This window comes from Enterococcus saigonensis (assembly GCF_011397115.1).
GTDB lineage: Bacteria > Bacillota > Bacilli > Lactobacillales > Enterococcaceae > Enterococcus_C > Enterococcus_C saigonensis.
In genome coordinates this window covers 2,082,982-2,097,522 of sequence record NZ_AP022822.1, presented here as the reverse complement: position 1 = coordinate 2,097,522, position 14,541 = coordinate 2,082,982, and the positions used below count along the sequence as shown (strand labels likewise).

Annotated in this window: 12 protein-coding genes; 9 read left to right on the top strand and 3 right to left on the bottom strand. The window is 35.3% G+C overall.

The annotated features are described in order from the left end of the window. Positions 1–19: 19 nt before the first annotated feature. Entirely contained in the window at positions 20–3,190 is a 3,171-nt protein-coding gene (locus EsVE80_RS09950; protein ID WP_173103571.1) for a DEAD/DEAH box helicase, read from the top strand. Between the two features lie 78 nt (positions 3,191–3,268). On the opposite strand, the gene EsVE80_RS09945 is transcribed toward EsVE80_RS09950, so the two are convergent. Continuing rightward, entirely contained in the window at positions 3,269–3,985 is a 717-nt protein-coding gene (locus EsVE80_RS09945) for an HAD family hydrolase (RefSeq protein ID WP_173103570.1), read from the bottom strand. A gap of 866 nt (positions 3,986–4,851) precedes the next feature. Between EsVE80_RS09945 and spxA the strand changes: the two genes are divergently transcribed. The 4 genes from spxA (at position 4,852) to pepF (ending at position 9,048) form a co-directional block, all read left to right on the top strand. After that, positions 4,852–5,250, top strand: a complete 399-nt coding sequence (gene spxA, locus EsVE80_RS09940) for a transcriptional regulator SpxA (protein ID WP_173103569.1) — start codon at positions 4,852–4,854, stop codon at positions 5,248–5,250. Between the two features lie 198 nt (positions 5,251–5,448). Continuing rightward, entirely contained in the window at positions 5,449–6,102 is a 654-nt protein-coding gene (locus EsVE80_RS09935) for an adaptor protein MecA (RefSeq protein WP_173103568.1), read from the top strand. A 76-nt stretch (positions 6,103–6,178) separates the two neighbouring features. After that, positions 6,179–7,126 carry a competence protein CoiA gene (locus EsVE80_RS09930; protein ID WP_173103567.1) on the top strand — a complete coding sequence of 316 codons (948 nt, stop codon included), beginning with the start codon at positions 6,179–6,181 and terminating at the stop codon, positions 7,124–7,126. 113 nt (positions 7,127–7,239) lie between these two features. Continuing rightward, positions 7,240–9,048, top strand: coding sequence for an oligoendopeptidase F (gene pepF / locus EsVE80_RS09925; RefSeq protein ID WP_173103566.1), 1,809 nt, complete (start codon positions 7,240–7,242; stop codon positions 9,046–9,048). A gap of 50 nt (positions 9,049–9,098) precedes the next feature. On the opposite strand, the gene EsVE80_RS09920 is transcribed toward pepF, so the two are convergent. Next, the gene (locus EsVE80_RS09920; protein WP_173103565.1) at positions 9,099–9,755 is read right to left on the bottom strand and encodes a DsbA family protein; all 657 of its coding nucleotides are present in this window, start codon (positions 9,753–9,755) and stop codon (positions 9,099–9,101) included. A gap of 81 nt (positions 9,756–9,836) precedes the next feature. Then, on the bottom strand, positions 9,837–10,418 hold the full coding sequence (locus EsVE80_RS09915) for a CYTH domain-containing protein (protein WP_173103564.1): 582 nt from the start codon (positions 10,416–10,418) through the stop codon (positions 9,837–9,839). Between the two features lie 365 nt (positions 10,419–10,783). Between EsVE80_RS09915 and EsVE80_RS09910 the strand changes: the two genes are divergently transcribed. The 4 genes from EsVE80_RS09910 to mgtE are packed head-to-tail and all read left to right on the top strand — an operon-like array spanning position 10,784 to position 14,540. Next, positions 10,784–11,452 carry a GTP pyrophosphokinase gene (locus tag EsVE80_RS09910; RefSeq protein ID WP_173103563.1) on the top strand — a complete coding sequence of 223 codons (669 nt, stop codon included), beginning with the start codon at positions 10,784–10,786 and terminating at the stop codon, positions 11,450–11,452. Between the two features lie 6 nt (positions 11,453–11,458). Then, complete coding sequence (locus EsVE80_RS09905; RefSeq protein ID WP_173104187.1) at positions 11,459–12,256, top strand: NAD kinase; 798 nt, start codon at positions 11,459–11,461, stop codon at positions 12,254–12,256. Between the two features lie 6 nt (positions 12,257–12,262). Beyond that, on the top strand, positions 12,263–13,156 hold the full coding sequence (locus EsVE80_RS09900; protein WP_173103562.1) for an RluA family pseudouridine synthase: 894 nt from the start codon (positions 12,263–12,265) through the stop codon (positions 13,154–13,156). Positions 13,157–13,175: 19 nt separating this feature from the next. Continuing rightward, positions 13,176–14,540, top strand: a complete 1,365-nt coding sequence (gene mgtE, locus EsVE80_RS09895; RefSeq protein ID WP_173103561.1) for a magnesium transporter — start codon at positions 13,176–13,178, stop codon at positions 14,538–14,540. Position 14,541 lies beyond the last annotated feature (1 nt).

Below are 14,541 nucleotides of genomic sequence, written 5' to 3'. Positions count from 1 at the left end.
GTAGATGGGAGAGATTTGGGTGAAGTGGAGTATTCCTGAAAAAGTGATTGAACGAGGGCGAACATACCTCAATGAAGGAAGAGTACTATCAGTAACGCCGGATCCGGCCAATAAAGTCTGGCATGCTGTTGTATTAGGTAGTGAAGAATATCTAGTGGATTTGGATGCTACGGCTAAAGAAGAAGATTATTGCCAATGTCCATATTGGGAAGAACACCATTATTGTAAACATACGGTGGCAGTGGAACTCTTTTTGCGACAACAAGGGAAAACACGGTTTATGAGCAGCATGGAAATGCCTGTCAAAAGTAAATTTTCAACAGCAGAAATGTTTACAAATGGATTTGCTAAATTAAAATTACCCGTCGTAGAAACTGCAGTCGTTCCACTACGACTACAGTTTAATATTGAAGCAATTGAAACGAATCCTTACCATAAAGAGTTAGCAGTTTTTGGTGTTAGTTTAAAAGTTGGCCAGCGTGGTGTTGCGCGAAATTATATCGTTAAAAACGTTTATAAGTTTCTTCAAGCTTACTCTGAGCATAAAAAGATTTTAATTAATAAACAACATAGTTTTTTAATTGAACCAAGAGCTTTTACAAATGATGTAAATGAAGCCTTGGATGTTTTATGGGGAATGGCTCAAACACAGCAATTAATGGGACAGACCGGAATTTTAGTCAATGGAAAATTAGATAAAAAGTATTTGCTGGTTCCGATTGGATGGGGACAAAGATTATTGGAAATGCTGGGGAATTTGGGTGGTACATTCACTTACAACGAAAAGAAAATAAGTCCGATTACATTTTCTGAGAACAAATTACCCCTTGCTTTTGCAGTTAAGAAAACAGCAGATCAATTTATCTTATCTATTGAAAAAAATTATGATCAAGTGTTTAACTACTATCACTGGGGAGTGATGGATGAGAAAATTCACCCGCTGTCTAGTTCACAACAAGAAATCTATCTTACGTTGGACCAGTTGTTAAAACGGATTGAAAAAAAAGAGATAGTCTATGCAAAAAAAGAATTATCAATTTTATTTAAACAAGTCTTACCTTTATTGCGGCAAATTGGGAAAGTTACAATAGCTAAAGAAGTCTATGAATATATTAGTGATGAAGATTTAACGATTAGCTTTATTTTACGAAAGAAAAAAGGCCAAATCGCTGTTGAATTGCAATTTGCCTATGGCTCTGCAATTTTTTCAAGCGATCCTGCCCATAATGTCAGCCACGAAAACCAACCTGAAGTGTTACGAGATTATCAAAAAGAAGATCGAGCACGTCACTTGTTGCAACAACAAGGTTATGAGGAAAATAATAATGGTTTTAGTAAAGAATTGCCAACAGCAAGTGCATTGTATTATTTCTTCACTCGTGAACTACCTACTTTACAACAACTCGGTACAGTTAAATTGGGTAAAAAACTGCGGGAACTTTATTTAGACGCTCACAAAATTGAACCAGAAGTCAAAGTTGATAGTGATGGTTCTTGGCTGGATGTTCATTTTGATATATCTGGCATTGGAGAAAAAGAAATTGATAATATTTTACAAAGCCTGCTTAATCAAGATGCTTTTTATACATTGAGCAATGGCCAAATTCTTTCACTAGAAACACCAGAATTTCAAGAAACCAGTGCTGTTTTGCAAAAACTACGCCAAACAAATAGTCAAGACGGCATAATAAAAATGCCATTAAACCAAGGACTAGTCCTACAAGAACAACTAAAAGCTGCGAAAGTATCTTTTAGCGATACCTTTACTCAAATGGCAAAAGATTTGACACATCCAGAAAATTATCCAGCTGAATTGCCCCAAGGTCTGCATGCTGATTTACGACCATATCAAGTAACGGGATTTCGTTGGTTAAAAATGCTATCGCATTATCAATTTGGCGGTATTTTAGCTGATGAAATGGGTCTAGGAAAAACACTACAGACGATAGCTTATCTTTTATCTGAAAAACAAGCAGATACTGACAAAACCACGCTGATTGTCGCGCCAGCTAGTTTAACTTTTAACTGGTTAGCAGAATTGAAAAAGTTTGCCCCAGGCTTAAATGCGGTAGTTGTGGGAGGAAATAAACAAGAGCGGATGCACTGTTTAAGTCAACCGATGGATATTTACATCACTTCGTATGCCAGCTTGCGTCAAGATATCGCACTTTATCAAGAACTAACTTTAGATCAACTGATCTTAGACGAAGCACAAATGGTAAAAAATGCGGCTACGAAAACCGCAAAAGCGTTGCGTTCGCTGATTATTCCACATCGTTTCGCATTAAGTGGTACTCCGATTGAAAATAATTTAGAAGAATTGTGGTCTTTATTTGAAATGATTATGCCAGGTTTTTTCCCAAGTCAGCAACGCTATCGGCAGCTATCAGCAGAACAAATTGCTCAAATGATCAAGCCATTTGTTTTGCGTCGTGATAAAGCGACAGTATTAAAAGATCTACCAGAAAAACTGGAAACCAATTATTACAGTGCTTTGACAGAAGATCAAAAGAAGATTTACTTAGCTTATTTGCGTCAAATGCGTGAGGAAATCAGTCAAATGGATGCAGCTGCATTCAAAAAAAATCGTATCAGTATTTTGGCCGGCTTAACCCGGTTGCGTCAAATTTGTTGTGATCCAAAACTTTTCATTGATGACTATGAAGGTACTTCTGGTAAATTAGAGCAAGTAAAAGATTTAATACAAGCTGCACAAGAGAACGGCCGACGGGTTTTATTATTTTCTCAATTTACCGGTATGCTATCCATTATTGAAGAAGAACTGGCCAAACTGGGCTATAATAGCTTTTATTTGCGTGGAAGCACACCACCAAAAGAGCGTATTAAAATGGTGGATGCTTTTAATCAAGGAGAAAAAGATGTCTTTTTAATTTCGTTAAAGGCTGGGGGAACCGGTTTGAATTTGACAGGTGCAGATACAGTTATCCTCTATGATTTATGGTGGAATCCTGCTGTAGAAGAACAAGCAGCTGGTCGAGCTCATCGTATTGGCCAAGAAAAAGTTGTTGAAGTATGGCGTATGATTGCCGAAGGAACTATTGAAGAACGGATGAATGCCTTGCAACAAGACAAGCGTGAACTCTTTCAAAAAGTCATCCAAGGTAATGAAACTCAATTACAGCAATTGACAGAAGCAGATATTCGCATGATTTTAAGTGCAGGAGAATAAAATTAATGTTAGCGCTAGTAAAAAGCAGAGGACTCTTTAAAAGAGAATCCATCTGCTTTTTATCTATTATAAAGAATGCTATTTAGCAAAAATTGCTTTAATTGTTGGTGCTAATTGGTCAAATGAAGTTAGCTCGATATCGTGAATGGCTTGTTTGCCTTTTGGAATTTTTCGATTGCGGTGATTAAACCAAAGTGATTTCCAACCAGCACTTTTAGATCCGATAACGTCATTTTCAAAGCTATCACCGACGTATAATGTTTTTTCTGCCGTAAGATTGAATTCTTTTTCAGCAAGCTGAAAAATTCTACGATCGGGTTTTTCAAATCCTGTCGCTTGCGAAATAATAACATTATTATCTTTGACCCAGTTATTGAGATTGAGTTGCACCACCTTTTTATACTGATGGTCAGTGGGTCCGTTTGTGATAATACTGATAGGAATATCCTGCGACTTTAAAAAATTTAAAGTTTCTAAAACGGTAGCGTGCATGACGATATTATCGAGTTCTTCTTCATAAATTTTTTGAAATTCCAATGCAGTGTCTTCAGTGATTTGGGGATAATCTAAATCTTTTAAAGATTCCATAATGCGATAGTTGCGCATATAGGTTAATGTCCATTCTCCGTTTGTAACTTTACAAAACGTTTCATCACTATGGAAACGAAAACGGATATAAAGGTCGTACATATCATCATCTTCTACCAAAGGAATAATACGGTGGACAGCGTTGCGAAAAGGTTGTTGCTGATCATAAATTGTATCATCGACGTCAAAAACAATTGCGTTAATCAAAAAAGGCCATTCCTTTCAAATTTTCTGCAAATTTCATAATATCCTGATTCATTCTAACGAAAAGAATAGCTGTTTAAAAGAGCAAAATGTTGATTTATAAAGGTTTTCTTTACCTAATTAAGAACCAACCTTTGTTTAATAAGCTTAAGACTATTACAGTTCTTTTTACTTAAAATTATTGGTGGTAATTTAAAAAAATAAATTGCACAAACGTATTAATAATTTTTCGGGAGAATTTATCAAAAATTAAGTTAATTTAAAGAAAAAAAGACAAAAAACACTAGGAAGGGTTTTTATGTTTTAATCTTTTTTATAAAATAGCGTTTTTCAACAAAAATTAAAAAAAATAGTTTTTCAAATGATATTTTCACAATCTTACTACTGATTTTTTGTTAGTAATTTATTACAGATAGTTCTATAAATTTCAAAAGAAAATAACGCATTTTTTTTTGAAATTGGCCCTCTTTTTGATTATTTGCAAAAAATAGTCTTTGAAAGTGCGATAAAGGCTAATAAATTTGTCTAGACAAATTTATTAGTGTAAATACAACAAATTTTAAAAAACGAAATGACATAATTATATAACGGATTTTCTCTATGTGTTACACTGATTTTTTCATTTTTTGAACGTGCTATATATAAGCAAATAAATGGCATTTAAATTTGATAATTCTAATCTTTTTAACGTGAAAACGAATGAAAACGTAAGTAATTTAGGAATGTGTCATTAAGATAACTTTAATTTTTTAAAACTTTTTTTGAGAAAAGGGTAGTATTTTTTTTTTTTATTGGGTATAATGAACTCAGATGAAATTATAAGTGATGCACAAAGAAGTTACTTATATAATAAAAAGGAGTGATACACGTTGTTGACACTTTATACTTCCCCTAGCTGTACATCGTGCAGAAAAGCTCGCGCGTGGTTGCAAGAGCACGAGATTCCCTTTGTAGAACGCAACATTTTTTCAGAACCTTTGAATATCACTGAATTAAAGGCGATTTTGCAAATGACAGAAGACGGAACCGAAGAAATTATTTCGACACGGTCAAAGGTCTTCCAAAAATTGAATATTGATTTAGATGAATTACCATTAAAAGAATTGTTGGATTTAGTACAAAATAATCCTGGTTTGTTACGTCGGCCTATTATGATTGATGAAAAGCGTCTACAAGTTGGTTTTAACGAAGACGAAATTAGACGTTTCTTACCAAGAGAAGTACGCCAATTAGAATTACGACATGCACAATTAATGGCTGGATTATAAAATTTAGGGCTGCTACGCTAAAGCGTGGCAGTTTTTTTGTATATTTTTTATGCATTCTTTTTTTTAGTAAATCGATATTTTTGAAGCCATATTATGCGGACTCTTTTAAGATTTAGTAAATCACGAGGTTTTTCTTTACATTTGATAAGGTTCCGTTACAATGTAGCTATAATGTTAGAAAAGCGAGGTGTAGCTAAGATGGAAATGGAACATATTAACGAAAATACAATTCGTGTTCTCATTAAAAGCGAAGATTTAGCTGCCCGGGGAATTACCTTTTTGGATTTATTAGGTAACCACAATGAAATTGAAAGCTTCTTTTATAGTATTTTAGAAGAAGTGGACGTTAACGAGGAATTCAAAGGCAGTGAAGCTGTTACTTTCCAAGTTTTACCAAAGGGTGATGGATTGGAGTTATTTATCAGTAAAAATATTCCCAACGAAGAATTTACTAACTTGGAACAAATTGCTGATGGCAGCCCTGAAGAGGTGAGTGATTTCTTGAAAAAACATATTGCCGAACAATTACAAGAAGTCGAAGAAACAGAAGAAGAAACAACAGATATTAAACGCGAATATGTCTTTGAAATGATAGATTTTGAACAGATGATTCAACTAGCTCATGAATTTGATAGTGAAAATATTGTAAGTAATCTTTATGAGTTAAATCATTTTTATTTCTTGGAAGTCCGTTTTACAGATGAATACCTGTTGAAAAATCAAATTGATGATTACTTAGCTTGTCTAAGTGAGTTTGCTCGTCTGAGCCAAGTAACACCAGAAGTATTAGCTGAACACGGCAAACTCTTAATGGAACAAGATGCTTTAGAAATCACTCGTCGTTATTTCTAAAAAAGATCTGGAATTTTTCCAGGTCTTTTTTTGTTATCGTGAAATTATTGCGTAAATTATTTTTGGGGGATAAAAAATGTTAATCGCCAGAAATAAAAAAGGAGAGTTTGTCGTTGCTTTAGCTGCAATAAAAGATGAGGAGTATCATTGTCCAGTTTGTAAGAGACCGGTTTGCTTAAAACAAGGAAAAAAGCAATGCGCACATTTTGCGCATTATCAAAAAGAATCCTGTAAAACATTGTCAGAAGGTGAAACCAAAGAGCATATTACTGGCAAAGAGTGGCTCCACAAACGATTAAAGAATAGTCAATTGGAAGTCTATTTGCCGCAATTAAAGCAACGACCAGATTTGCTTTTTATGAAAACAGCTGTTGAATTTCAATGTTCACCATTGGAATTGGAACGTCTGAAAAAAAGGACACTAAACTATCAATCTTTTCATTATCAGCCTTGGTGGATTGTGGGGAGAAATTTTATCCCTAAACAGCAGCTGAGTCAGTTGCAAAAAGCTTTTTGTTATTGGGATAAGACAGTGTATTTATGGCATTTGGATACTCAAGCAAAACAGCTCAGGGTCTATTATCTTACGAGCTGGAATTTTAAACACGGGTATAATTGGCAGTGCCAAAATATAACTGAAAATAATGCAGTTCCAGCATTACAATCTGATTTATTCGGGTTGACACTTAGCAAAACTCATTGGCCTAGCATGTCCTATAAACATTTTTTACGCCAACGTCTATTTCAACAGCAGCCACGTTTTTTGCGATTGCAACAATTTTTTTATTTGAATAGCGGTAACTTGTTGGACTTGCCCTTTTGGTGTTACACCAAAAGTCGTTATCATTTTTTCTTTGAGCATGAACTATTATTTCTCCGTTTTTTGTATTTACGTACGAAAACTTGTCAGCAATGGTTGCAAGGTTTAGCCCAACTCAATTGGCAGTGGAATTTTCCATTAATCTCACAAAAGTTAATTTTAAAAGAAATCTACTTAGAATGTCAGTGCTTAGCAAACCAGTGAAATACCCCAAGTAAAAGAAGTTTTTTGCCGCCAAAAAAAGCTAATTATGATAGTATAGAGAGTAATCGAGGATATGGAATTCTCGTTTAAGTAACTATCAGGAGGTTTCAATTATGGCGACAACACAATTACCGAGCAGAGAGAGCTTGCCAGAAGAAATGACATGGGATTTAACACCAATTTTTGCTAATGATCAAGCTTTTGACACAGCCTTTGCTGAGTTGAAGGAAGAATTAAAACAAGCAGATAAATACAAAGGAACCTTAGCGAATGGTTCGACAGCATTTTTACAAGCTTTGGAATTTTGTTTGACTGTTTATCGTAAAATAGAAACGTTATATGTTTATAGTCACTTGAAAAATGACCAAGATACAGGTAATACCACATATCAAGGGCTATATGCAAGAGCTAGTAGTTTATTAGCAGAAAGTAGTGCAGCAATTTCTTGGTTTGAGCCAGAAGTTTTAACATTGTCTGATAGTCAGATTTGGTCTTATTTTGAAGAAGAGCCAAAACTAGCAATTTATCGTCATTATGTTGCACAAATGGTCGATAACCGCGCCCATATTTTACCAGCAGACCAAGAAGAATTATTAGCCGGTGCAAGTGAGATTTTTAATGCGCCAGATGATATTTTTTCTGTGTTAAATAACGCTGATCTTGTTTTTCCGGTAATTGAAGGCAGTGACGGTGAGAAAATTCAATTATCCCATGGTGTCTATGGTCAATTAATGGAGGCAACTGATCGTAATGTACGAGAAGCTGCTTTTAAGGGATTGTATCGTATTTATGGTCAGTTTCGTAATACGTTTGCGCAAACATTAAGCTCACACGTCAAAGGACACAATTTTAAAGCAAAAGTAAGAAAGTATTCCTCAGCTAGAGAAGCATCTTTAAGTAATAATCATATTCCTGAAAGTGTCTATGATACATTAGTAACAGTTGTTAATAAACATTTGCCGTTATTGCATCGCTATGTTGCTTTACGGAAAAAATTACTTGCGACGGATAAATTGCATATGTACGATATGTATACGCCTGTTCTTGGTGAGGCACCGATTAGTTATACTTATGAACAAGCTGTAAAAAAAGCCAAAGAAGCGCTACAGATTATGGGACCGGAATACAATGAGATTGTCAAAGAAGCTTTTTCAAGCCGATGGATTGATGTGATTGAAAATAAAGGCAAGCGCAGTGGGGCATATTCTTCTGGTGCTTACGATACAGCCCCATACATTTTAATGAATTGGCATGACACTCTTGATCAATTGTTTACTTTAGTCCATGAAATGGGACACAGTGTTCATAGCTATTTTACGCGTAGTAATCAACCATTTGTTTACGGAGATTATTCCATCTTTTTAGCGGAAATTGCTTCTACAACGAATGAAAATATTTTAACAGAATATTTATTAGAAACAGAAAAAGATTCTAAAGTACGGGCTTACGTCTTGAATCACTATTTAGATGGTTTCAAAGGAACAATTTTCCGTCAAACTCAATTTGCCGAGTTTGAGCATTTTATTCATACAGCAGATGCAAAAGGAACGCCTTTAACTAGTGAGTATTTGAGTGATTACTATGGAGATTTGAATACCAAGTATTATGGACCAGATGTAGAAAATGATGAAGAGATTAAATTGGAATGGGCGCGAATTCCGCATTTTTACTACAATTATTATGTTTATCAGTACGCGACTGGTTTTTCAGCAGCCTCAGCTTTAGCTAAAAAAATACTGGCAAAAGAAGATGGTGCTCTAGATCACTATTTGAATTATTTAAAAGCTGGAAATAGTGATTATCCAATTGAAGTAATGAAAAAAGCTGGCGTGGACATGACTAAAGCAGATTATATCGAAGATGCTATGAAGATGTTTGAACAACGACTAAGCGAATTAGAAACGTTAGTAACGACATTATAAAAATAAAATCTGGGATAAAAGTCAGTTTGACGGTTATCTCAGATTTTTTATTACATTAATTTTAGATGTTTGGTATCATGTGTAACTCGACGCTCATTTTTCCGTTGTAGGTAACCATCGATATGAAAAATTTGATAATTTTCTTGGTCGATTTGACAAAGTCGAGGAATGTCTGCTAATGCTTGTGCGCCTTCTAATAACACACCATAATCTCGTTCACAGGCATAGTTGTAAACAACGGCAGAAGGGTGAGTAGTAATTCCCATTTCTCTGGCGATATTTTGATCTTCTTGGAATAACGTTTTTACTAAATCACTACGGCGATCTTCTTTAAACATCTCTACATCACCACCGACAGCTTCGACTAATGAAATCACCAAAGTTTGACTATATTTTTGCTTCTTACATGCAACTGCTTCTTGTATGTGCATTAAAAATTCACGGGCTTTCTTTTTGCCTTGCAGTTGGAGCGCTTTGGCATCTAAAGCAGCAGAATAAGTATTTTCAAAAAGTTGATTTCTAGCAGCAATATCATGTTTGGCTGTTCCTTGGCGTGTTAAGATCGCATCGATTGTTTGCATATTCACTAAAGGCATTAACCTAAATTGGATTTTTTGTTCTGATGTTTGCACAAAATTCCACAGATGCTGCTCTGAACCTAAACAGATAGCGCCTAGAGGATTGACAAACAAATAAATTTCAATCACTTAAATCTCCTCCAACAAATTGAGTTGTTTCCCGCTAATTCAACTTAGCAGAAACGTAGAAAAAATGAAAATAAATAGTTTTTAACTTTGAACTTTTTTAAGACTCCGACTAATTTTGTTCTCTGCCGGAGCATAGGTAACTGCTAATGTTTTTAACAGTTGTTTAAAATCATCATGACCAGTTGCGGCATCTTTAACTTCCAGTTCTAATTCATAATCATGGCATTCTGGTGGATAAAAACTTTCATCCAATGCCAACAAACCGACGTCAATTACAAACTCAGCTCGTCTAGTGGTTAGTTGACTAATTAAGTGTAGTTCACTTAAGGCAACATTTAAAGTTGCAAGCTTTTTTTCAATTGGCCCATTTGCGGGAATTTGTTGGGAGGTTAAGTATTTTTTTGCCTCTGCTAAGGTTAACTGTTCTGTCGTTTCCAGTAATCCTTCTTGTTGTGGTGTTTTTAACGTCACTTCAGCAAAAGTTGGTAATAACCGAATTCTTAAGCCAGCTTTGGACTTTTTTAGTTTATGACTTTTTGTATCGAAGTAATAATTAGTCTGTTCGACAATGGTATCTTCTGTAACGTGATAGTACGTCATAATACGCTTGAAATCAGAAGCACTTAACATCGTTTTAAATTCAATCTCAGTTGATTGACTCATAATAATCCCTCACTAGTTTACGTGTTCAGGTGTGAAACTGCAAGTTAAAGCATGGTAAAAATGACAAACCTCTAAGAAAGTAAAAGTAAGAAGGTAATTTTCAAATAGTCAAAATACTAAAAAAAATGACACTATGAAGTTAATTTTGATTCAAAAGGGAATCATTCCGAACTTTTTATGCCGATGTATCTTGCTTTGTTCACATCTATAATTTTATTGATTTCCTATTCTTACATAAAATGAGAAGATAAGCAATTGATACGATTGAATTGTGTGAATATTTTTTCAATTTGAAGGGATAAAGATTTTAAGCGGTTTGTGGTAAAATGTTACTTGAATGCAATAAAGAAAATTGAGGGATAATTATGGATCGAGATTGGGATAAATTTTTAGCACCATATGAACAAACCGTATCAGAATTAAAGGTAAAATTGCGGGGGATTCGCAAACAATTTCGCGAACAAAATCAACATGTGCCGATTGAATTTGTCACTGGTCGTGTTAAACCTGTGGAAAGCATTATCACTAAAAGTCAGATTCGCCATATTCCCATGGAACGACTGGAAGAAGAAATGTCAGATATTGCCGGCCTTAGAATTATGTGCCAGTTTGTGGAAGACATTCATCAAGTAGTGCAATTATTGCGCAACCGTAAAGATATGAAAGTTATTATTGAAAGAGATTATATTACTAATAAAAAAGCTAGTGGCTATCGCTCGTATCACTTGGTGATTGAGTATCCTGTTCAATTGGTAAATGGGGAAAAAATTATTTTAGCAGAAATTCAAATTCGAACATTGGCGATGAATTTTTGGGCAACGATTGAGCATTCTTTGAATTATAAATATCAGGGAGCCTTCCCAGAAGAAATGAAAATTCGTCTGCAAAGGGCAGCAGAAGCAGCTTATCAATTAGACGAGGAGATGTCGACGATTCGTGAAGAAATTCAAGAAGCGCAACGTTTATTTTCTCATGGGCGAGGTAAATCAGATGATAGTTATTACCAGTCCTCGATTGATCAGGAGGAAAGATAAATGACGTTGAAAGTGGCGATTGTTTCAAATCATGGGCTCCAATCAGAAAAGACTGAGCGACAATTGCGAAAACTCTTAGCAGAAAATGAAATTGTAATTGATCAACAACGGCCAGAAATTGTCATTTCCGTAGGAGGAGACGGTACTTTGCTTTCAGCATTTCACCGTTACAATCATCTTTTAGATAAAGTCAGTTTTCTTGGTGTTCACACTGGCCATTTAGGATTTTATACGGATTGGCGTGACTATGAAATACCAGAGTTGGTAACGAGTTTAAAAAGAAATCGTGGGGAAAGTATTAGTTACCCACTTTTAGATATTCGAATTGAATATCAAAATGATAAAGCAGCAAAACATTTTTTGGCCTTAAATGAATCGACTATTAAACGAGGGAATCGAACAATGGTCGCAGACGTTTATTTAAAAGGAGAACTTTTTGAACGTTTTCGCGGAGATGGCCTATCTATTTCAACTCCTACAGGTTCGACGGCATATAATAAAAGCGTAGGAGGAGCAGTCTTGCATCCGAGTATCAATGCGATTCAATTAGCAGAGATTGCCTCTTTAAACAACAGAGTATTCAGAACGCTTGGCTCACCTTTAGTTATTGCAGCAGATGAATGGCTAGAAATTCGTTTGCAAGATAGTAATGACTATATGATTACGGTAGATCAATTGGACATTCAAAAAGACCATATTGCGGCAGTTTATTACAAAATCGCTAAAGAGCGAATTCATTTTGCTTCTTTTCGGCATATGGATTTTTGGCACCGTGTTAAAGATGCTTTTATTGGAGAAGATTAAGTAGTTATGAAATTTACCTATCATTATCAAAAAGAAACAACACAGCAGTTGAAATATTTTTTAAAAGAACAAGGCATTTCCAAAAGTTTATTGGCAAAAATTAAATTCCAAGGGGGCTTGATTTTAGTCAATGATAAACGTGAAAATGTCTTGTATTCTTTGCGCCCAGATGATAGGGTTACTATTGTCGTGCCAGATGAAAAAGAACATGAAACAATGCTTGTAGACGAGACTCCAATTACAGTTATTTATGAAGATGAACATCTGTTAATTGTCAATAAGCCAGCAGGAGTTGCTTCAATTCCAGCACAGTATCATCCCAATGGTACCATGGCAAATCGCGTGAAACATTACTATAAGTCGCAAGATTATAAAAATCAGGTGATTCATGTGGTTACCCGTTTGGATCGGGATACTACCGGCTTAATGTTATTTGCTAAACATGGTTTTGCTCATGCGCAGCTGGATCGTCAGTTACGAAACAAACAAGTAGAAAAAAAATACCAAGCGTTAGTTGCTGGCAATATTCAAAATTTAAAAGCGCATGCGATGATCGATTTGCCTATTGCTCGTGACTTAAGCTCATTGTTAAAACGCAAAATAGATTGCACTGGGCAAAATGCGCAAACGGAATACTGGTTACAAAAGCATAATGATAAAATTGCGCTTGTGGATATTAAGCTTCATACTGGGCGTACGCACCAAATTAGGGTCCATTTTAGTGGGATTGGTTGTCCTTTGTTAGGAGACGATTTATATGGGGGAACAATGGAAGCTGGTATTAAGCGCCAAGCACTCCATTGTTACAAGCTATCTTTTAATCATCCTTTTAGTGAGGAAAGATTGACTTTTACATTGTCTTTACCAAATGATATGGCACAAATTGTTCAAAATATATAAGATCGCGTGGTGAGTGTGAGTGGATGAAAATTTAGAACTTGAAGAACGTTTTGCAGCGTTAAAACAAGCTTTACTTGAAGACGACATGCAAAGCTTTAGAGAACCTTTCTTAGAAATGCACATATACGAACAGGGGCAGTTCTATCAGTCTCTCACTAGCCAAGAGCGCCATCGAATGTATGGATATTTGTCACCTAAAGAGTTAGCAGATATGTTTGACGTAATCGAAGAAGATGATGAACACATGACTGATTATCTTTCTGAAATGCGTCCAGGATATGCGGCAGCTATGTTAGCAGAAATGTATACAGATAACGCTGTTGACTTATTAAATACGCTTAATAAAAAAGCTGTCAATAAGTATTTGAGTTTAATGGATAAAGAAGACGCCAGCGAGATTAAAGAACTACTGCATTATGAAGATGATACTGCTGGGTCCATTATGACTACTGAATTTGTCTCCATTGTTGCTAATCAAACAGTTCGCTCGGCGATGTATGTTTTAAAAAATGAAGCTGATGTAGCAGAAACAATCTATTATATTTATGTAGTGGATCAAGAAAATCATTTAGTGGGTGTTATTTCCTTAAGAGATTTAATTGTCAATGAAGATGATACGATGATTCAAGATATTATGAGCGAACGGGTTATTTCTGTTCATGTGGGAGACGATCAAGAAGACGTAGCGCAGACTTTCCGGGATTACGACTTTTTGGCGTTGCCGGTTACAGATTATGATGATCATTTACTGGGAATTGTTACAGTTGATGATATCATCGATGTTATCGACGATGAAGCAGCTAGTGATTACTCTGGTTTAGCAGGGGTTAACGTTGAAGAGGTATCAGAAAATCCTGTCAAAGCAGCGAGTAGGCGTTTGCCTTGGTTGATTACCTTATTATTTTTGGGAATGGCAACAGCCACTTTAATTTCCCATTATGAAGAGTTAGTAAGTGAGGCCAGTATTTTAGCTGTTTTCATTTCTTTAATTACCGGAACTGCAGGTAATGCAGGTACCCAATCGCTAGCGGTAGCAGTTCGACGACTTGCAATTAATGATGACAAAGAAAATAATTTTGTTAAAACAGTGATAAGTGAAATTTTAACAGGATTAGTTACGGGTTTCATTACAGGTTTAACTATTTTTATCATTGTCGCGATATGGAAACATAATCCAATTTTAGGTTTTGTCATTGGTATGGCCATGATGTGTGCGATTACTGTTGCGAATTTGGCGGGGAGTTTTATTCCAATGTTAATGGATAAGCTGGGATTTGATCCAGCTGTTGCTAGTGGACCATTCATTACAACATTAAGTGATTTAACGAGTGTTTTAATCTATTTCAATATTGCCAGTCTTTTTATGCAATATTTTATTTCCTAAC